General features: G+C 34.1%; 20 protein-coding genes. 16 read left to right on the forward strand and 4 right to left on the reverse strand.

Annotation, left to right across the window (positions count from 1 at the left end; all coding sequences use genetic code 11):
• Positions 1–25 precede the first annotated feature (25 nt).
• The 10 genes from MKY04_RS08940 (at position 26) to pdxA (ending at position 11,849) form a co-directional block, all read left to right on the forward strand.
• Positions 26–343, forward strand: coding sequence for a hypothetical protein (locus MKY04_RS08940; RefSeq protein WP_126294586.1), 318 nt, complete (start codon positions 26–28; stop codon positions 341–343).
• Positions 336–4,151 (forward strand): multicopper oxidase domain-containing protein, encoded by a 3,816-nt coding sequence (locus MKY04_RS08945; protein WP_126294587.1) that lies wholly within the window; start codon positions 336–338, stop codon positions 4,149–4,151. The genes MKY04_RS08940 and MKY04_RS08945 overlap by 8 nt, the downstream gene beginning before the upstream one ends.
• Entirely contained in the window at positions 4,148–4,909 is a 762-nt protein-coding gene (locus MKY04_RS08950) for a hypothetical protein (protein WP_126294588.1), read from the forward strand. Before MKY04_RS08945 ends, MKY04_RS08950 begins: the two co-directional genes overlap by 4 nt.
• Before the next feature lie 418 nt (positions 4,910–5,327).
• A complete protein-coding gene (locus tag MKY04_RS08955) occupies positions 5,328–6,686 on the forward strand; it encodes an aspartate kinase (RefSeq protein WP_126294589.1) in 1,359 nt (452 codons plus the stop codon).
• Between the two features lie 179 nt (positions 6,687–6,865).
• The gene (tnpA, locus tag MKY04_RS08960) at positions 6,866–7,339 is read left to right on the forward strand and encodes an IS200/IS605 family transposase (RefSeq protein ID WP_346235676.1); all 474 of its coding nucleotides are present in this window, start codon (positions 6,866–6,868) and stop codon (positions 7,337–7,339) included.
• 246 nt (positions 7,340–7,585) lie between these two features.
• Entirely contained in the window at positions 7,586–8,131 is a 546-nt protein-coding gene (locus MKY04_RS08965; protein WP_126294590.1) for a DoxX family membrane protein, read from the forward strand.
• 143 nt (positions 8,132–8,274) lie between these two features.
• A complete protein-coding gene (locus tag MKY04_RS08970) occupies positions 8,275–8,799 on the forward strand; it encodes a tubby C-terminal domain-like protein (protein ID WP_126294591.1) in 525 nt (174 codons plus the stop codon).
• Between the two features lie 16 nt (positions 8,800–8,815).
• On the forward strand, positions 8,816–9,043 hold the full coding sequence (locus MKY04_RS08975) for a thymidylate synthase (protein ID WP_126294592.1): 228 nt from the start codon (positions 8,816–8,818) through the stop codon (positions 9,041–9,043).
• 486 nt (positions 9,044–9,529) lie between these two features.
• Entirely contained in the window at positions 9,530–10,840 is a 1,311-nt protein-coding gene (locus MKY04_RS08980; protein ID WP_126294593.1) for a four-carbon acid sugar kinase family protein, read from the forward strand.
• The gene (pdxA, locus tag MKY04_RS08985) at positions 10,830–11,849 is read left to right on the forward strand and encodes a 4-hydroxythreonine-4-phosphate dehydrogenase PdxA (protein WP_126294594.1); all 1,020 of its coding nucleotides are present in this window, start codon (positions 10,830–10,832) and stop codon (positions 11,847–11,849) included. The genes MKY04_RS08980 and pdxA overlap by 11 nt, the downstream gene beginning before the upstream one ends.
• Before the next feature lie 152 nt (positions 11,850–12,001).
• Here pdxA and MKY04_RS08990 read toward each other — a convergent pair whose 3' ends face one another.
• The 4 genes from MKY04_RS08990 to MKY04_RS09005 form a co-directional block, all read right to left on the reverse strand.
• Positions 12,002–13,039: an alpha/beta hydrolase gene (locus MKY04_RS08990; protein WP_346235677.1), complete on the reverse strand. Its 1,038-nt coding sequence runs from the start codon at positions 13,037–13,039 to the stop codon at positions 12,002–12,004.
• 356 nt (positions 13,040–13,395) lie between these two features.
• Positions 13,396–14,670, reverse strand: coding sequence for a TRAP transporter large permease (locus tag MKY04_RS08995; protein WP_126294596.1), 1,275 nt, complete (start codon positions 14,668–14,670; stop codon positions 13,396–13,398).
• On the reverse strand, positions 14,667–15,149 hold the full coding sequence (locus MKY04_RS09000) for a TRAP transporter small permease (RefSeq protein WP_126294597.1): 483 nt from the start codon (positions 15,147–15,149) through the stop codon (positions 14,667–14,669). Before MKY04_RS09000 ends, MKY04_RS08995 begins: the two co-directional genes overlap by 4 nt.
• 31 nt (positions 15,150–15,180) lie before the next feature.
• Positions 15,181–16,191, reverse strand: a complete 1,011-nt coding sequence (locus MKY04_RS09005; protein ID WP_126294598.1) for a DctP family TRAP transporter solute-binding subunit — start codon at positions 16,189–16,191, stop codon at positions 15,181–15,183.
• 359 nt (positions 16,192–16,550) lie between these two features.
• Here MKY04_RS09005 and MKY04_RS09010 point away from each other — a divergent pair, with 359 nt between their 5' ends.
• The 6 genes from MKY04_RS09010 to MKY04_RS09035 all read left to right on the forward strand — a co-directional run bounded on the left by MKY04_RS09010 (position 16,551) and on the right by MKY04_RS09035 (position 21,619).
• The gene (locus tag MKY04_RS09010) at positions 16,551–17,336 is read left to right on the forward strand and encodes a DeoR/GlpR family DNA-binding transcription regulator (protein ID WP_126294599.1); all 786 of its coding nucleotides are present in this window, start codon (positions 16,551–16,553) and stop codon (positions 17,334–17,336) included.
• A gap of 147 nt (positions 17,337–17,483) precedes the next feature.
• Positions 17,484–18,482, forward strand: coding sequence for a dihydroxyacetone kinase subunit DhaK (locus tag MKY04_RS09015; RefSeq protein WP_346235678.1), 999 nt, complete (start codon positions 17,484–17,486; stop codon positions 18,480–18,482).
• A 2-nt stretch (positions 18,483–18,484) separates the two neighbouring features.
• Positions 18,485–19,177 carry a dihydroxyacetone kinase subunit DhaL gene (dhaL, locus tag MKY04_RS09020; RefSeq protein WP_126294601.1) on the forward strand — a complete coding sequence of 231 codons (693 nt, stop codon included), beginning with the start codon at positions 18,485–18,487 and terminating at the stop codon, positions 19,175–19,177.
• Positions 19,170–19,940, forward strand: coding sequence for a triose-phosphate isomerase (locus tag MKY04_RS09025; protein WP_346235679.1), 771 nt, complete (start codon positions 19,170–19,172; stop codon positions 19,938–19,940). Before dhaL ends, MKY04_RS09025 begins: the two co-directional genes overlap by 8 nt.
• A gap of 16 nt (positions 19,941–19,956) precedes the next feature.
• The gene (locus tag MKY04_RS09030) at positions 19,957–20,790 is read left to right on the forward strand and encodes a sugar phosphate isomerase/epimerase family protein (protein ID WP_346235680.1); all 834 of its coding nucleotides are present in this window, start codon (positions 19,957–19,959) and stop codon (positions 20,788–20,790) included.
• Complete coding sequence (locus tag MKY04_RS09035; RefSeq protein WP_346235681.1) at positions 20,774–21,619, forward strand: phosphogluconate dehydrogenase C-terminal domain-containing protein; 846 nt, start codon at positions 20,774–20,776, stop codon at positions 21,617–21,619. The genes MKY04_RS09030 and MKY04_RS09035 overlap by 17 nt, the downstream gene beginning before the upstream one ends.
• The last annotated feature ends 4 nt before the right edge of the window (positions 21,620–21,623 follow it).

A 21,623-nucleotide genomic window follows, 5' to 3' on the forward strand; every position in this document is an offset into this window, starting at 1 on the left:
TTAATTGATAGAAAGGATGAAATAGGTGATTGACGATTCTTTAATTTCCTTAGGAAACGATCAACCTGATATTAACGCAATAAGACAAAGTGTTGTGACTCAGGAATTTGAAGACAATATAGGGAAAAGGGCATTTATTCTTATTTTTCCTTACCCATTTATGATTATCGGAGAAATTATAGATGTAATGAGCGATTATTTAATAATAAAAGCTGAAGTAACGAATGTAACAGAGCTGGATGGTGAAGAATTTCGTGTGCATATAGACGATATCGAAGTGTTTTATATTGAAAAGAATCTTAGTCGACCTATTCCTGACATTAGGAATGGTCATCATGATTAGAAAATATCATATTGTCGCAATACCTATCCGCATCGTAGTAAATCGCTTTGGTGATCATGACCCAAATGGCATGATGTATGTATTAAAAGAAAATGAGGATATTGTAAAAAAGAAGGTGGAGCTAAATCCCTTTTCGACGGTTGATTTAGTAGAACCTTTAGTAATACGGGCAAACGTAGGCGATACGATTGAAATATTATTTGAAAATCAGCTTCCTTTTAATACTGGGATTCATATTCAAAATGCAGAGTATGATGTAATGACTTCTGATGGTGCTTTTGTTGGATTGAATCGGAATACAACCGTTCAACCGGGAAAATCCATTATTTATAAATGGAGCGTTGACTTTGAAGGAATTAACTTCTTTTCGGATTTAGGAAATCCTTTATCAAGTGAATTAGGAAGCAACGTTCATGGTTTATTTGGAGCATTATTTGTAGAACCGCGCGGATCTTGGTGGACGGACCCTGTAACGGGCAAACCGATAAATAGTGGAGTGTTTGCTGATGTTCACAATCCTTTATTACCGTCATACAGGGAGTTTGGCTGGTTCTTCCACGATGAAATGGAAGTCGATGATTTAACTGGACAAAAGCCTATTAGTCCACACACATTGCAGCCAGAAGCAACACATTTAATAAACTATCGTTCAGAGCCGATGCGCAACCGACTAAGGTTGATACAAGAAGGCGTTGTATGCCCGGACTGTGAAGGGGAAGAAGTACACCATGATTCATGGGTTTTTGGGGATCCTGATACGCCAATATTACGTGCATACGTTGGAGATCCGATTAAAATTCGCTTAGTCCATGGCGGAACTAAAGAAACCCATTCTTTCCATTACCATTTACATCAATGGCTATTTGAAATGAATGACTCTGATTCAGAGATTGTGGACGTCCAGGCAATTTCGCCTCAAAATCAATATACTGTATCTCCAGCCTATGGTGCAGGCAGTCTGCAGGGGGCTTTTGGTGATGCGATTATTCACTGTCACCTTTATCCTCACTTTGGCGAAGGAATGTGGGGAATGCAAAGGACATTTAATACTTTGCAAGATGGTAGCATGTGCTACCCGAATGGGGTTCAAATTAAGGCGTTGCAGCCATTGCCAGATAGGCCTCTTCCACCTAAACCAACTTTAGAAAAGCCAGGGTTCCCTAACTTTATACCAGGTATACCAGGATTTAAAGCACCCCGCCCACCTCTAGGAATTATTGGTGGAAGAAAGCCTACAGAAATTGAAAAAAATCAATTCGCCCCAAATGCTGTTCCAGGAGCTGTTTTTGTAAATCCTACTACGGATGAAACGCCAATAAGAGAGTTCCATGTCGTATTAATTCAAATGCCAATTGTTTACAATAATGAAGGATGGTATGATCCTGAAGGACGTTTATACGTACTAGCAGAGGATGAGGAAGCAGTTCGGTCTGGAAAGAAGAAGCCGGAGCCGCTTGTCATTCGTGCCAATGCCGGTGAGGCAATTCGATTTAAATTTACGAATAAACTACCAGAGACAATCGGAGGCAATGCTTTTCAATTAGTAACTCGAACGTACGAGGCAGGAATGCACGTACACTTTGTTAAGTTTGATGTTTTAGTTTCAGATGGCGCGAATGTTGGATGGAACTATGACTCCTCTGTGCTTTCTGGAGAAACAATAGAATATCAATGGTTTGCTGATGTAGAACTGAAGTCAACATTTTGGCATGACCACCTATTCGCCAATGAACATCAACTACACGGAGTCTTTTCAAGTATTAATATTGAACCAAGAGGATCCTATTATTTAAACCCTTATACTGGAGAAGAAATGAACTCTGGTACACAAGCAATGATAATAAATCCACTTATTCCAGACTTCCGCGAAATTAATTTGTTTGTTCATGATTTTGCACTGCTATTTGATAAAGACGACAAACCACTAAATCCACCACCATTTCCAAGTTCCCCGGATGACCCAGGTGTAATGGCTGTTAATTACCGTAATGAACCAATTCAGTTTCGCTTAAAAGAACCGCATTGTGATCCAGCTTATGTATTTAGTTCATGGGTGCATGGCGATCCAGTAACACCGTTGTTAGAAACATATAATGGAGATCCTGTGCGTGTTCGATTAATACAAGGGGCACAAGAAGAATCCCATAGTTTTAATCTTCACCGTCAGCGTTGGCATCGTGAAAGAGGAGACTTGGACTCAGAGCTTGATCAACAACAGCATATAGTAATAGCTGAAACCTTCACTCTAGAATTCAACATGGAAGGTGAAGGAGATTTTGATATGCTCTATCATTTTGGTTCAGTAGACGATATTTGGCTGGGAAATTGGGGGATATTCCGTTCATTTGGAAAAAGAGTACCACATTTAAAACCACTGCCAGATCGAGAGCAACTTCCATTAAGAGAGAAGCCATTGCCTAAAAAAACAGGAAAAGTACCACCACTTGTTTCTCAATCTGAATTTGAATACCCTAAAAATGCAAAAGTTCGAAAATACGACGTAGTAGCACTTAATACAAAAATCGAATATAACGATTATGGAGATCATGACCCATTCGGCATTGTGTTTGCTTTAGAAAAAGACGTTGATGCAATACTTTCAGGTAAATTAAATCCTGAACCCCTTATTATAAGAGCCAATGTTGGAGAATTCGTAGAAATTAAGTTAATGAATTGCTTGAAAGATATTGATCATCATAATGGTAGACATGGATATCCAGAAGTGCCAGTTGAAGCATTCTTCCCTCCATCAAATCGAATTTCTATGCATGCACAGCTATTAGTATATGATGTACGACATTCTGATGGTGCAACAGTAGGGTTTAATTGCGACCAAACAATCGGCCCTGGCGAATGCATAACATACAGCTGGTATATTGATCAGCCGATTGGAAGTGTAAATCTTTGGGATATGGCAGATATCCGGAACCATCGACACCATGGTGCATTTGGCATGTTAATTACAGAACCACGAGGCTCACAATATTTAAATCATAAAACGAGAAAAGAAGTTGAAACTGGGAGCCAAGTAATTATCTCAACACCATTATTACCTGAATTTAGAGAGTTTTCACTTTTGATGCATGATGGTGTAAGGCTAGTTGATAAAAATGGCAAATTGATTATAGATCCACAACCTCTCTTTGTAATAGATGAAGAATTCCCAGACTTTGAGGATCAAGGTTCAAGAGGGTTTAATTACCGAAATGAGCGGTTTAGCAATCGTATAAAAAAGTTTAACGAAGTCTATAAAGTGTTCAGTTCAAGAGTATTTGGAGATCCAAGCACACCATTATTTTTAGCTTATCCGGGTGATCCAGTAGTAATTCGATTTACATTCCCAGCAGATAAACCTAGAGCACATTCATTTGCTGTTCACGGACATATATTCCATAGAAGTAAAGATGATATTAATTCATCTTTGATTTCTGTTGAGGGCCAAAATACTGTTGGTTCGAATGATAATTTCCATTTATTATACGGAGCCGGCGGGTTATTTAGTAAGCCAGGCGACTACATGTACCGCTCAGGAAATATTCGATGGGATATAGAATTAGGATTGTGGGGAATCATGCGGGTTCTTAGAAATAGAAAAAATTTATTAGCTCCTTTGAAAATGAATAAATGGAAGCAAAATAATACTCTAAATTATCAATTAGATAGGAAGAATCTAAATTCAAAGAAGTTTCAAAAGAAGGGCAGAGTAAAGATTACTTCTCGCCGTTCTTATAAAAGGAAAATAATAAAACAGAACCGGGCTACTTCTACACCAAAACATCAAAATAGAGATGAGGGTGTTCAATCATGATACATTGTGAAAATTGCCATAGTATTTCATGCAGTTGTGGTAAATTAAACGGTGGCTTGTTTGGCTCACCATTTTTATGCAAAAAGCAAAAAAGAACCCGTCGCTTTGCATCTCCTACGAGCGGACTGCCTCAGGAAGAACTGGATGAATTACAGGAATGTATTGAGTTAGCGAATGATTTATTACGTTCTTTAGGTTCAGAAAGAGACGAGGGAAATAAAAGGCAATTACAACTACATTTTTTAAATATGAAAGGAATGGTTGTAAAAGCAAATATACTTCCTTTTCCTCTTGCAGATAGCCAAGAATTGATAAACAATCATAAAAAAAGTATCTATAAAATAGGAAGAATAGCAACAGCTGGACGGGATTTTATACAAATAAATTCAGTTGGATCAGCAATATTTATTTTATATGATCAACTGTTATCAATAGCTAGGGCAGATAATTATGAAGAAGAATATCCAGAGGATGATTTACTGGATGTAGATTTTTATACAAGAAGGGAATTAGCATTTAATTTTGGGGAGTATGTTTCAAAAAATCCAAACCTCATTAATCTATTTTTCGGTCTCTCATTATTTTTAAAGCTAAAACAATTTCTTGGCAAAGATGTGAAAGTTAAAACATTTGAAAAATTCTATAGTGGAACACTAACTTGTGTAGAAGAAGGAACAATTACAATAAAAAATAAGAGTGAGGAAAAAAAGATTAATTTAAATGAAGTTTGTTATATAGAAGTAATCAATTTAAAATGAAGTTGTTAATTACTTTTAATTCTATATTGCTAAAAAGAAAACTTGTTATATAATAAATTGACGATAAAATTGCAAAGTAATATTTTTAATATTTATGCATATCTATAGAAATCGTGTGCATCTTTTAAGTAGATGTACACGGTTTTATTTGATTATTAATATTCCGCAAAAATAAGAAAACATGCTACCTAACAATCAGGAGTTACATATAATAAACTGACCTGTATAAACTTATGCGGAGTTGTTAATTAAGTGGTGGATATTAACAGTAAATTTATATGTTACTTGATAAGTCTTTTTGGTAAAATTATTGTGTTTTCTATAAATAGACTTGACGTAAGTAGATAAAATTTGTACACTGTGAACAATCAAATGTTTTTTCGGAAAATACAATTTTGAATAGTAAGGATCTGATGAAATGATAGTATGTAAATTTGGTGGTACATCCGTTGCTAACGCAGAACAAATTAAAAAAGTGGCGAATATTGTAAAATCAAATCCTAAGAGAAAGATTATTGCAGTATCAGCTCCTGGTAAACGTTTCGGCGATGATATTAAAGTAACGGATTTACTTATTGAATTAGCTGATGCGGCATTAAATAACGGTGATGCAGCAGGAAAATTACAAATTGTAGTAAATCGATTTAAGGAAATTACACATGAACTTGGATTAGACGATGCAATTTGTGATGTTATTAAAAACGATTTACAAGAGCGTGTTGCTTCCGATAAATCAAATAAAACTTTATTTATAGATAATATTAAAGCGAGTGGAGAAGATAATAATGCAAAACTAATTGCTGAATATTTCAACTCCATCGGTTTACGTGCAAAATATGTATCTCCAAAAGAAAAGCTAATTTTAAATGATTTTCCTGAGCGTACATTAGCATTGCCAGAAGCATATGAAAACCTAAAGGATTTAGGAAAAGACAATGAAATTGTTGTCTTCCCAGGATTTTTCGGATATACAAAAAACGGAACTTTACGTACATTTGACCGTGGTGGTTCAGATATTACTGGCTCTATATTAGCAGCGGCTGTGAAAGCAGATCTTTATGAAAACTTTACCGATGTTGATTTTGTATTTTCTGCAAATCCAAAAGTCGTAAATAACCCAGTAGGTATTTCAGAAATTACGTATCGCGAAATGCGTGAACTTTCTTATTCAGGATTTTCAGTTTTCCATGATGAGGCATTAATGCCTGTATACAAATTAGGTATTCCTGTCACAGTTAAGAATACAAACAATCCCACTGCACCAGGAACAAAAATTGTTCCAACTCGCCCTTTAACAGGCCGTCCTGTAACAGGCATTTCAGCAGATAGTGGATTTTCAATATTATATGTATCAAAATATTTAATGAATCGTGAAATTGGATTTGGTCGTAAACTGCTTCAAATTATAGAAGAAGAGCATATTTCTTACGAGCATACTCCTTCAGGATTAGACGATATTTCAGTTGTTATCCGTTCAAACCAATTAACAAATGAAGTTGAAGAACGGATCGTAAATCGTGTAAAAGAAGAATTACATGCAGATGATGTATACTTCCGTCACGGTTTATCGTTAATTGTAATTGTTGGTGAAGGGATGCGTAATAATACGGGTCTAGCTGCACGTGCGGCTTCAGCAATTTCTAGAACAGGTGCAAATATCGAAATGATTAATCAAGGTTCTTCTGAAGTAAGCTTAGTATTTGGTGTATTGCAACCTGCTGAAAACCAAATTTTACGTGCGTTATACGATGAATTTTTTGCTCCCATAACAGTATAAGAGCTAAACGATTTTTAGGTTCTACAGATTAAATCTGTAGGACCTTTTTATTGTATAAATGAAAACCCCCTGCTATGCAGGGGGTTCCGGAAAGCTTATAGCTATGGACATAAAAAAAACTCCAGTCGTACAATAAAGTCAGGTCTGGTCAACCGACTTCGTACGAAAGGAGCTCCAAAATGGATAAGAAAAGTTTAGCACATACAACGTGGAATTGTAAGTATCACATTGTGTTTGCACCGAAATATAGAAGACAAGTGATTTATGGTCAAATAAAGGCTGATATAGGAAGAATCCTGCGACAATTGTGTGAAAGAAAAGGCGTGGAAATCATAGAAGCAAGTGCATGTCCCGATTATATTCATATGTTAGTAAGTATTCCACCGAAGTTAAGTGTTTCAGGATTTGTAGGTTATTTAAAAGGGAAAAGTAGTTTAATGATTTTCGATCGACACGCCAATCTGAAATATCGATATGGAAACAGAAAATTTTGGTGCAGAGGATTTTATGTGGATACAGTAGGAAGAAATAAAAAAACAATACAAGAATATATCAAAAATCAATTACAAGAAGATATCCTGGAAGATCAAATGACAATGAAAGAATTCATTGACCCTTTCACAGGAGAAGAAATCAATCGAAGAAAGAAATAAAAAAGCCGCTTTAGCGGCAAAGTGAGGAAGCGAAGTGCGGTTGGCGGACCTTTCAGAATGTCTTTAGACAGGAGCCAGTAACCCAGCGTTTCACGCGAAGAGCAAACCACCAGTTATACTGGTGGTTTTGACTTTGACGATTTTATTTCGAATTAGTGAAAACTTTTAGATATTTATTCCATTACTCACAAATAATATAGAATTTGTTAATAGTCGAAATTTATAATATTTGTAGGGAGTGATCTTATGGAAAAGAATAATTATATTTATATGAAAGAAAATCCATTTTCCCGGTTTTTGCTGAATGATTCTCGATCAGCTGGTTTATGGCTAATAATTAGACTATATGTAGGATTCATATGGCTTAAAGCAGGTTGGGGAAAAATACATAATGATGCATGGATTGGGGAAAATGGTGGAGCGGCAGTAACAGGATTCGTAAAAGGTGCTCTTGAAAAATCTGCACAGTCTAATGATGTAGCTGGGTGGTATGCTATGTTTCTAGAAAATGTAGTACTGCCAAATGGAAAGATATTTGCTTTTATAGTTGCCTATGGGGAATTGCTTGTAGGGCTTGGTTTAATTTTAGGGTTGCTAACTGGAATTGCAGCTTTTTTCGGGTCTTTTATGAATGTTAGTTTTTTATTTGCAGGAACACTTAGCACCAACCCATTACTATTTATACTTGCAACTTGGTTAGTTCTAGCATGGAAAGTAGCGGGTTGGTACGGGCTTGATCGATGGGTTCTGCCAAAGTTGGGAACTCCTTGGAGCAAATTTGATTATGAGTAAAGAACGAATATTATGAATTAACTAGGTAATTAGAAAGGTGACGTCTATTTTTTAAGGACGTCGCCTTTTTATTTAATGATTAGAAGGAATTTGTAGTATGATTATCTAAAAGATATTTGCATTCGCAACATTTGGGAGAATATATGAAAATTTATACATATACACATCCGAGGGAAATTGAATCAGTAATAGAGGTTCCCATTTTTGATGACAACGGGCAAATTGCAGCGATTTCAAAAAGAATATATGATAATCGTCTAAAAAAGGCATTAGATCAATTTTTCGACTATCGATATTTTTTAAAATATGAAGTCTCCAATAAATCTGGTGAAAAGTCTTTCACTATAAAAAAAGTCATTAGAAGGGGCAAGTTGTGGTACGAGGGATTCGATCATAAAATCGGTAAAAAATATATTATTACTTACGAAAATTGGAAAATGGCCATTCCTGAACTAACAATTACCGATGGGGTTATTAAAATTCAAGTCAATAAACAAATGGAAGATTGGTCTGAGTTTCTATTTGAAGAAACTTTAGCAGCTCGATGGAAAGCTGAATTTTTAAATGATCAATTTTATATGACATTACAAATAGATGAAAATAGCCCAATACAAAACGTTGAGTTTTATATTGCCATAAGCCAGGCTGCTTTGTTTGTTGGAGCATAGTTTAGGAGGAGTTCAAATGAATGTAATTTTTGTATTAACAGCAACAGGTGAAGAAGTATTAGAGATGGTTTCAAATGATGTAGCAGGACTCCTTGCTGCAGTAAAGGGAGAAAATGTTACATTTCCCTTTGGAAGTTTCAAGTATGATTTCCACACATTAGACCATTATTTAGAAAATGATGTGTATAGACAAGAATTAGTTATCTATTTAAAAGAAGATTTACAGCAATTAACATCTCTATAGTATTATCCATAGCAGCGCTGCATCCTGTTCCTGAAAGTCCAATGTGATTTTTAATTTTTTGTTGGAATAGGATGCAAGACGCTGATGTTCAATAAGTAATACATTTAAAAGTTAGAGTTAGATTCTCGCTAGGCAACCCTCTTCAATTTCATAGTCATTCCTTGATAAACAAGCATGTTATTTCGAAAACATTAGTTAATTCAGCGAATTTATACCTCTTCATTTCCAACTTTACCATCCAGATTCTGTTCAATATTATTTCCTTAAGCAGCAACTAAAAATATAAAAATATATTTTTATTTAAGTATGTAATTCAATGTATTAATTGCTCAAATTGTACATAAATAATTACAAATTCACTAATCAATGGAGTAGCTCACATCACCATACTAATAGAAAATTAATTTTAAACTAATAGTCAAAAAATTTTAATACTTACTTTTACAAACATATAAAGGTTTTAAAAAAATGAAGTAGGTGTTGGTTATGAAGGTCGGGTACATTGCAGATGATTTAACAGGTTCAAATGCAACAGCTGTTCTGTTAAAGAAATTAGGTTTACAAACAGCAACTGTCATGAATGGAGCAACTATCCCTCAAACGCTTCACTTTGATGTAATTGGTATGGACTTGGATTGTCGTTATATGCATGAGGATATTGTAGAAAAAAGAGTAAGGGAAGCAATAACCGAGCTGCAGTATTGGGGAACAGAACTTATTGCAAATCGGATTGATAGTACTATGAGAGGCAGAATAGGATTCATTACAGACTTGCTGTTAGATGCAGCAGGAAAGAATGGCATTGCCGTAATATCTCCAGCATTTCCAGACTCCGGCAGGAAAGTAATCGGTGGTTATTTATTGCTGCATGATGAATTACTTGAAAATACAAGTCTTAATAGAGACCCGATGAACCCTGTAAATCAATCATATGTTCCAAATATTGTTCAAAGTCAATCTAAAAATTTAGTTGCACATATTGGATTACACGAAATTCGACTAGGAGAAGAGAACGTAAAAAAAATATTTCAAGAGAAGATTGAGAATGGTTGCAAAATAATCATAGTAGATGCGATTACGAATGAAGATATTCAAATAGTTGCAAGAGGTATGGCAACTATGAATTACAATTGTTTTCCAGTAGATCCTGGTCCACTAACTTTTGAATTTATACGAGCAAAATATTTTAACCATAATCCAAAAATAAATTATATTTTTTCAATTGGTAGTGTTTCAGATTTAACAAAAAAACAGCTTGCCTATGTATTAGAGAAGGAACAGAATTGCGAATATATCTATTTAGATCCAATAAAATTACTTAATCCAAGTAAAGCACAAAGCATTATAGAAAATGCAATTAATAAAGCTATTAAACAATTTGCAAGAAAAAATATTTTTATCATATCGACTACACATCCATCAGAAGCTAACGTTGACTTAAGAGAAATTGCACAGGAACAAAATGTATCACAAGAATTAATAGCAAAAAAATTAACAACTGCGATTGCAAATGTGACAACACAATTAATTTTACTAGACCCATCTTCAGTTGGTGGGGTCATATGTTGTGGCGGGGATGTAACTGCATCATTATGTAACTTTGTTAGTGCAGATGCTATTAAATTAATAGAAGAGGTCGAAAGTTTAATAGCCTATGGAGAATTAGTAAATGGCAAACTAGATCGGTTGCCAATCATAACAAAGGGGGGGCTGATTGGCAATAAAACGACATTGCATCAATGTTTAAGGTATTTGCAATCAATAAATACAAAGGGGATTATCGCAAATGAATCATAACAATATAGTTGCCATTACGATGGGTGATGCAGCAGGGATAGGACCAGAAATTACAGTAAAATCTTTAGCAAACAAAACAGTCTATGAAATTTGCCAACCAGTAGTAATAGGAAGTGCTTCAGTTTTAGCTAAAGCAATTGAAGTAACAAATACTCCATTAAAAATAAATGAAATCATCTCTCCACAGGAAGGAAAATATTCTTTTGGAACAATTGATGTAATCAATTTGGATAATATCGACATTAAAACACTTCAGCAAGGAAAGGTGCAAGCACAATGTGGCAGGGCTGCCTATGAATATGTAAAACAAGCGGTTGAACTTGCATTGAATAAAAAAGTAAAATCTATTGCTACCACACCGATAAATAAGGAATCTTTAAAGGCAGCCGGAGTAGAATATATTGGACATACCGAGATGTTGGAAGGATTAACTCGTTCAAATGATCCATTAACGATGTTCCAAGTTAATAATTTACGAATTTTTTTCTTAACTCGGCACCTATCATTAAAAGATGCCATTAATCTAATGACAAAAAAACGGATATATGATTATATTATTCGCTGTACTAAGGCTTTGCAAAGATTGGGGGTTTCATCACCGAAAATTGCAGTTGCCGGTTTAAATCCACATAGTGGAGAAGGTGGATTATTTGGAAATGAAGAAATAGATGAGATTTCCCCAGGCATTCAATTAGCCCAAAGCAAGGGCTATGATGCTTATGGTCCTGTACCAGCAGATTCTGTATTTTATCAAGCTTTGCAAGGAAAGTATGATGCGGTTTTATCGTTATATCATGATCAAGGGCATATTGCCGCAAAAATGACGGATTTCCATAAAACAGTATCCATAACAAATGGATTGCCATTTTTAAGAACTTCTGTTGATCACGGTACGGCTTTTGATATTGCATGGAAAAACATTGCTTCAAGTGTTTCAATGGAGGAATGTATTAAGCTTGCTGCTGAATATGGAAATAAGTTTGAAGAAGATGAAAAGCTATTTGAATAGAAAAAGAAAGCAGGGGAAAAAACTAATTAAACGCCATTTTTCTGACAAGAGAAATGACGTTTTTTTACATGAACAAAATTGATTTCAAAAATCCACTTTTAAATTATTACACGATGTGTACCATAAAAAATTAATAAAAGAAGGATATTAAACTACAACTCCAAACTTTTAGAAGTTTTTATCAACCAATCAGCAAAAAGTCTTTCTTCTTCGAATTGAGGATAATGTGCAGAATACTCAAAGATAATAAAATCCTTAATTGGAGCATCCAAGTTATCATAATACTTTTTTGCTGCATTTGTAGATGTCATATAATCATATTTTCCCATGACGAAATATAAAGGAATATCTATTTTATTTACAATTGTTGTAATATCTTTGTCTTTTTCTTCATCTAATAATATTTCTTGTGTAGCTGAAATTCCCTTAAAATAACGAATAACATCAAGTAAGTTATATTCTGGACTAGTTAGAAACCCTAGAAGATAGTCCATATTTTCATCAATTAACCTTGCTGCCCCTCCGTATTTACGGACCATATTTCTGGGTGTATGCGCCTCACCGTTTTCAATAGAATCTCTAAGTGATTCTATTTGCTCTACATCCTTTTGATTTCCTGCTTGTTGTGCCTGGTGTATTATATATTCTAGGCTATCCATTTCACTTTCTGTAGTATTTGAAACTTGACCAATACCAATATAAGCTGCATAGTTTTCAGGATATTTACTAGCTGCTTGCAGTCCTATATATGTTCCATAAGAATGACTAATTAATATGACCTTTTCTTGAGAAAACTCTTCTTTAACATATTCAGTCAGTGCCAATAAATCATCCACATGTTGTTCTGAGGTTATATTCGAGTAATCTTCAAAGAAGTGAAATGACTTCCCACTTCCTCTCTGGTCATAATGAACAATTGTAAAATGTTCCTCAAGAAGATCTTGATACTTCCTGACATAAGGTATCTCTGAACTGCCTGGTCCACCATGCACAAAGATAGCAATCGGATTACTTTTATCGGCACCTCTAATCATCACTTCAAGTTTAGTACCATTTATTTCAATTGATTTTAATTCGGCAACGCTGTTTACTCCTTCAATTTTAGGTGTCCAAGTAGGAAATAAAAGAGCAGTTATTATGATCAATGTTATTGTTATAAAGAAAATGAGGAACTTTCTTTTCCTTTTCAAATGCAAACTCCTTATCTAATTTTCATCTTAATAATCTCCATACTTAGAAATCGTGAATCAATTTCTATAACCTATAATACGAAATTTATTTAAATTTTTGAATAAACACACCCCTATTTAAGTTAAGTTGGTCAATTTTACCGAAGCTTCTATAGATGGAAGTAGTTCTCCATACCTTAGCGCATTCAATTTCACTTTTCTATTCGAAACCAGTATGTAACAGCCTCTTTCTTCTTCGAAAGGCAAAGCCGAAAGTCGCAATTTATCTATACCGAAAGGGAAGTTAAAGTATTTTCATATAAAGAAACTGTACCAGAAGTTTGTATTACCTACTTCTGGTACAGCCCTTTTAATATCTATTTAAGTAGATTTGGAAGCCACATGCTAATAATAGGCACATAACTTAATAGTAATAATACCCCTATCAAGACAAAATAAAATGGAATTAAAGCTCTGGTTATGCTTGTTAATTTTACATTTGCTATTTGACAGCTTATAAATAAATTAACTCCAAGTGGTGGAGTACACATACCTAATGCTAGATTCACAATCATGATAATTCCGAAGTGTACAGGATCAATCCCCATAGAAATCGCTACGGGAGTTAATAATGGTGCAAGAATTATAACAGATGCGCTTGTTTCCATAAACATTCCTACTAAAATTAATAATAGATTTATTAATAGTAAGAAAATAATTGGATTATCCGTAATGTTCGCAAAGAAGTTCGCAACCATTGCAGGTATATTTTCTCTACTTAGAACTAAACCGAAAATACCCGCATTTGCTATTATAAACAATACAATTGCAGAAGTAATGCCTGAGCTTACAAATATTTCAAATAGATTATTCAATTTAATTTCACGATAGACAAATGCTCCAATAATGAATGCGTAAAGTACTGCAACTACTGCTGCTTCAGTTGGAGTAAATATCCCTCCGTAAATGCCGCCTAGTATAATAATAGGCATTAATAGAGCTAAAATGGCATCTTTAAATGCTTTCCACGTTTCTGCTAAGGTTGCTTTCTTTTCTTTTTCATATCCACGTTTTTTTGCAATGACATAAACTAAAATAATTAATGAAATAACGATAACAATACCTGGTGTAATTCCTGCCATGAATAAATCGCCAATAGATGTATTCGTCGTTACACCATATAAAATTAGTGGAACAGAAGGGGGAATAATAATTCCTAGTTCCCCTGATACAGATGACACTGCTCCAGCAAAATTACGGTGATATCCCTTATTTATCATGGATGGGATTAGAATTGAACCGACAGCTGCTACTGTTGCAGCACTAGAACCTGAAATTGCCGCAAAGAACATAGATGTAACAATTGCTACAATTGCTAAACCTCCTGTATGATGTCCTGTTAATGTGTTAGCAAAATTAACTAACCGTTTAGAAATACCGCCATTTTCCATTAACTTACCGGCCAAAATAAAGAAGGGGATAGCCATCAATGAGAATGAGTCAATGGCGGTGAACATGCGCTGTGCAACTAATAATAAAGAAACGTCGCCGCTATATAATAATGCCACGACTGATGCGAATCCTAAAGCGATTGCAATGGGAACACCGATAATGAAAAATCCCATTAATGACCCCATTAATGCTGCTGTCATTTTTTATCCCCTCCTTTTACCAAAACAATGATCGCTGCAATTGCATTAATAATTAGTAATAGAGCACCGAGTGGTATTGAAAAATACGGAATAGACATTGAAATTTGTAATGCAGGGGATTTTTGCATACTTACATTTGAAACGAGCGAAAATCCTTGTACGAGTACTATCGCAAAAAACACAATGCAAATTAGCAAAACAATAATTTTTAAATACTTTCTTCCTTTCTCAGGAAGCAGGTCAGGAACAGCTTCAACTGAAATTAATTCATTATATCTTACTGCCAATGCTGCTCCGAAAAATACTGCATATATACCTAAATAACGAGTTGCTTCTTCTGACCAATTCAATGGCAAATTTAAAATAAATCGAGAAAATACTTGTAAAATCATAATGATGGTCATACTAATAAGAGAAATTGCAAGTAAAATTTTTACAAACTTATTAATGCCATCAATACATTTCAATATTGTATTCATAGCGTTCCTCCTAAAACAACTCTTCTATTTATTAGTTTGCAGCAGCTTTAATTTTGTCATATAGCTCTGAATATTCGCCTTTATATTTATCAATAACAGGCTGAGCAGCATCTTGGAAAGCTTTTAAATCGATTTCATTAATCTCCATGCCTAATTGTTTTAATTCTTCAAGTTGAGCCTCGGTATTTTGATCAATAAAATCATAATTTGCTTGTTGTGCTACTTTGGCAGCATCTAGAAGGACCTGCTGTAAATCACCGGAGAAAGATTCAAATAACTCATTGTTAAAAATAAATACAGCTGGTGAATAAACATGACCAGACATTGATACATATTTTTGAACTTCGTTTAATTTGGAAGAATAGATGATTGCAATTGGGTTTTCTTGAGCATCTATCACTCCCTGTTGTAAAGAGGTGAATACTTCACTCCAAGCCATTGGTGTCGGACTAGCACCGAACTCAGCAAATACCTCCTGATGAATTGGTACTTCCATTGTACGGATTTTAATACCCTCTAAATCTTTTGGAGTTACAATTGGTCGTTCGTTGTTAGTAATATTACGGAAACCGTTTTCACCAAATCCTAAATTCTTAATGCCGACTTCTAGTAAACTTGCATTAAATTCTTCACCAATATCACTATTTAATACTGAACGTGCGTGCTCAGTGTTTTCAAATAGGAATGGAAAGTCCAGTACATTGAATTCATCTACAAAGTTGCTTATTACACCTGATGAAATAAATGCACCATCTAAAGTCCCCATTTGAACAGATTCAACATTATCGCGCTCATTTCCCAATTCGCTATTATAGTGAAGCGATACTTCAATAGCACCATTGGAATTTTTTTCAACTTCTTCTTTAAAGGTATTTAAATATGCACCATAGTGAGAATCTTCTGTTTGTGTTGTTGCAATTGAAATTCTTTTAGCTTCGTCATTTGATTCCCCAGAAGATTCACCTTGTTTTTCTCCACCACCACAGGCGCCCAATAAAATTAGTGACAAAATAGTTGTAAGCAGTAATAATCGTTTTTTCATTTTATTTCCTCCTTGTAAAAATAAAATATGATTTAAAGATAACGCTTACATTTTTTGTTAAATTTCCTCCTCCGCCCCCCTAAACATTTCCTTTAAGCCAAATATAAAAGGAAAGAAAATGCATTTGATTTCTGAATATTCTAATTTTTATGTCCGCTAATGATTTCTAATAACTTGTTTTTCGTTTGTTAGTGAATTTTTCTTTTAAATAAAAGGAAATAAAAAGTAAAATAATTCATATTTTCGTTTTCTAGCGATATTATTTAAATAATCGAAAAATTTAATTTTCTCAATGTATATGTTTGAGTAGAAAGAATTATATGTAATTTTATTTATAATTGTTCAGTGAGGGATAGCCGATGAGTAAAATGTTTGCAGAAGAACGTAGAAAGCAAATTTTAGAAATATTGTTCGAGAAGAAAAGAGTGACAATACAAGAATTAGCAAATGCAATCGAAGTGTCGGATGCTACATTAAGAAATGATTTAACTACATTAGAAAAAATGAACCTTTTAAAAAGAACTCATGGAGGAGCGATTCTTGAGGAAGAGGTTGAAAAGGAATATCATTTCTCCATTAGACAATTAAAAAACAAAGATGAAAAGTATAAAATTGCCAAAAAGGCTTTGGAACTAGTTACAGACAATCAATGTATTATGTTAGATGCTAGTTCAACGGCATTAGAGTTAGCAAGATTATTAGCTAATATGAAAAAAAGATTAACAATTGTTACTAATGGTATAAATACAGCGATGGAATTAAATAATAATCCAGATTTAACTGTAATTTTAATAGGGGGAATTATACAAAAATCTTCGATGGCTTTAGAAGGGAATTTGGGGGTCGGTATTTTAGAAAAAATTAATATTGATAGTTTCTTTGTATCTGCAAACGGTTTTACAACAGCGAATGGACTTCAAGATTTTAGTGTATATGAAGTTGAGCTAAAAAAACAAATGATTAAGCATGCATCAAAAGTGATTGCATTACTAGATCATTCAAAAATGAATAAAAATTCTATTGCCACATTTGCTTCTGTACAAGATATAGATGTCATTATTACGAATAAAGAGCTGGAAAGAAATCAAACTCAAGAACTCAATTTATATAATAAAAAACTAACAATCCTCTATCCTGATAACTAGATTAGTAATCATTAAGCATAAGTTTGTATATGTTAACAATATACTTTACTCATAAGTTTTTCATTTACTTTTAATTTTTAAGAAATAAAACAAAATGAAAGTAATTTGTAATATTTTACAAATAATAAAGGGAATAGGGGGATGTTTGTGAAAAAGGTTATGAATAATCCTGAAAATGTTGTGAATGAAATGGTAGAAGGATTTATTGCAACTTTTGGAAACGGTTACAAGAAGGTTTTAAATTCAAATGGAGTTATAGTGAAAAATAAACCGGATCGTGTAGCAATTATAACAGGCGGAGGAAGCGGCCATGAACCATTATTCATAGGGATGGTTGGGGAAGGTTTAGCGGATGGTGCAGCAATTGGAAATGTTTTTTCAGCACCACCACCAGATACAATTGTTGAAGTAACAAAAGAATTAGATAGTGGCCATGGAGTTTTATATGTATACGGCAATTATTCGGGAGATGTATTGAATTTTGATATGGCAGCTGAATTGCTGGATTTTGAGAACATTAAGACCAAAACAGTTCTAGTAAATGATGATGTTGCATCTGCTGCTAAAGAAAATGCTAAAGATCGCCGAGGGATTGCTGGAGATATTTTTGCAATCAAGATTGCAGGTGCAGCTGCAAATGATAACCTATCATTAGAACAAGTTGCAGCTATAACTCAAAAAGCAGTTGATAATATCCGTTCTATTGGCGTTGCTCTGTCACCAAGTTCTATCCCAAGCACAGGCAAGTATACATTTGAGCTTGCAGAGGATGAAATTGAATTTGGTATGGGTATTCATGGAGAACCTGGTATACAAAAGACAAAGCTATTAAGTGCAGATGAATTAACTCAAATTATGGTGGATTATATTTTAAAGGATATTGAACTAAAAAAAGGTGATGAGGTTTGCATTCTTGTGAATGGCCTAGGCTCTACTACTTTAATGGAACTGTTTATTGTGAGCCGCAAACTTACAAATATATTAGAAGATAAAGGCATTATCATATATGATGCAGATGTAAATAGCTATTGTACAACGTTAGAAATGGCTGGCGTTTCTATTACAGTTATGAAATTGGATGAAGAATTAAAAAAATACTACGACAAACCAGCCTACTCTCCTTATTATTTCAAGAAGGGAAGATAACGATGATGGTATCTAATGGGGATAGCTTAAAAACGTATTTAACGATTGATCAAGTAAAAGAACTATTCCTCTATATGGGTCAAAAAGTAATAGAATCTAAACCCTTATTAACAAGTATTGATAGTGCTATCGGGGATGGAGATCATGGCATCGGCATGGAAGTAGGATTTAAAAAGGCAGCCGAAATATTGCAAAACAACAACCTAACAACTGTTAATTCTATTTTTTTGGAAACAGGAAAAGCAATGATTAGCAATATGGGTGGCGCATCAGGCATTTTATTTGGAACGTTATTTGTTGCCAGTGTAAAAGATAAACCAATCATCCATAAGTTGAATTTAGAACTACTTGCTTCCTTTATTCAAAGTGGACTGGAAGGAGTAAAAGCAAGGGGAAAAGCAGAGCTTGGAGATAAAACAATGATCGATGCTTTAGAGCCTGCCGTTAAAGCATTACATCAAGCTTTAGAAGAAAATGAAGATTTAATAAATGCTTTAAAAAAAGCAAGCGAAAAAGCACAAGATGGAATGGAAAATACAAAAAATTTAATTGCTAAATTTGGCCGTGCAAAATCGTTGGGCGAACGTGCCATTGGGCATCAGGATGCCGGTGCAACGACGATTTCAATTATGTTTGAAGCTATATATACTTTTGTAAACGAATTGCAAAATAAAGGCGAGCTTCAATATGAATAAAATTTATATCGGAACGAATTGGAAAATGCATAAAAGCTTGAAGGAAGCTAGGGAATATACTACAGCTTTGAAGTCATTTTTTATAAACTTTCCTTATCATATTGAACTTTTTATTATTCCCCCATTTACAGCATTAACAGAAATGAAAGAAATATTAAAAGATTCGCCAATATTACTAGGTGCGCAAAATATGCACTGGGAAGATGAAGGACCTTTTACGGGCGAAATTTCTCCAATTCATTTAAGTGAAATTGGTGTACAAATAGTTGAATTAGGACATTCAGAACGACGCGAATACTTCAACGAAAATGATTTAGATTTAAATAATAAAGTAAAAGCCGCACTAAAACATCGACTAAAGCCATTGATTTGCATCGGAGAAAATAAAGAGCAGAAAGATATAGGGATAACAAGTGAAATCTTATCGATTCAACTTAAAACAATTCTCCACAAAATTGAACTGTTATCCTCCGATGATGTAATGATTGCTTATGAGCCAAAATGGGCAATAGGTGAAAAAGGTCAATGTGCAGATCCTCAATATATTCAATCTTCTCATCAATTTATTCGACAACTTTTAAGTAAAATGTATCCATCAATAGGCTCTTCGATACCTATTATCTATGGAGGCAGCGTGAATATTGAAAATGCACTATCTATACTCCAACTGCGTCATGTAAATGGATTATTTATAGGCCGCTCAGCTTGGAATTTAGCTTCATTTAAAGAAATTTTAAATCATGTAAAACAACTTCAAAATTAAATGCGAGGTTCAAAAAATGAAGATTGGATTAAGCACGTATTCATTTTATTGGCATAGTATTTCTAACGATTTTAATTTCCAGAACATTTTGACTTTGTTGGAAGAAACAAACCGTTATGGAATACATTTGTTTCAAATTTGCGATTTTGGTCCGCTGGAAAGTTTTACAGATGAAGAGCTGGAGCAAATTGCTGTAAGAGCAAGGCAGCTTAATATTGAATTAGAGGTCGGAACAAAGGGGATAGAAAAAAATAAGCTCGAAAAATTCTTATATATTTGTGAAAAGTTAAATAGTAAAACATTAAGAACAATGTTAAATTCCGCAGATTTTGTTCCATCAATTGAGGAAGCAATCGTTCTTTTACAAGAAGTGATGCCCTTGTTTGAAGAAAAAGGAATTACCATTGCACTTGAAACTTATGAACAAAGAAAAACAGAGGATTTGGTTCATGTCGTAAAGACAGTTTCAAGTTCAAATTTGGGTATTTGTCTTGATCCTGCTAACTGTATTGCAAATCTAGAATACCCAGATGATGTGATGCTTTTAGCAGCACCTTTTGTAAAAAATCTACATCTAAAAGATTTTAAATTTGAGAGAAAAGAAGGTTGGGTAGGGTTTTCTTTAATCGGAACACCATTTGGAAAAGGATTATTAAATACAAAAGACTTAATTAGAACTTTAAGACGACATCATGTGAACATTAATGCGATAGTCGAGTTTTGGCTGCCATTTTCTAGTTCAATTGAAGAAACAGTAATGCTCGAAAAAGAATGGATTCGAGAAAGCTTAGATTTTATTAAGGAAAATCTTATGGATCAATGGAGGAACTACGATGAGCAGTTTAACTAATTGTACTGTATCTATCATCGGGGCCGGTGGAAAAATGGGTACTCGAATTTCTAATAATTTAATAGGTAAAGAGTTTAAATTGAATTTATGTGAGAAATCAGATGAAAAAATCAAAGCAATGAATGATAGAAATTTAACCATTTCATCAATGGAGGAAGTTGTTCCACTTAGTGATTTTATTATTTTAGCTGTACCTGATATATACATTCATAAAATTTCAAGGGAAGTATCGCCTCTTATGAAGAAAGATGCGGTATTAATTACATTAGATCCAGCTGCTGCATACGCAGATCAGTTAATAGTAAATGATCATTGTACATCGATAGTTGCACATCCATGCCACCCGTCCATATTTTTAGAAAAATATACAAAGGAAGAATATGATGATGCCTTCGGTGGGGTAGCAGCAAGACAAGAAGTTGTCGTTGCAGTTCATAAAGGGGATGAATCAAAATTAGAAAGCGCTCTTGAATTGATTTCCTTAATGTATGCACCAGTTGAAAAATGCCATGTCATTACAGTTGAGCAAATGGCGATATTAGAACCAACTTTAGTAGAAACGATTACTTGTATGGTTGGCACCTTATTAAAAGAAAGTCTTGAGGAAACAAAAAAATTAGGTGTTCCAGAAGAAGCAGCAAAGGCAATGCTTTATGGACATATTCAAATTGCATTATCAGTCGCCTTAAAAGGAACAAATCCATTCTCTGATGCTTGTATGATCGCTATTGAATTAGGTAAGGAAGCGATTATAAAACCCGATTGGAAAAAGGTATTTGAAAAGGAAAATTTGGATTATACAATTCATAAAATGCTGAAATTAAGCTGACGGG

Source organism: Lysinibacillus telephonicus (assembly GCF_039654155.1).
Lineage (GTDB): Bacteria > Bacillota > Bacilli > Bacillales_A > Planococcaceae > Ureibacillus > Ureibacillus telephonicus.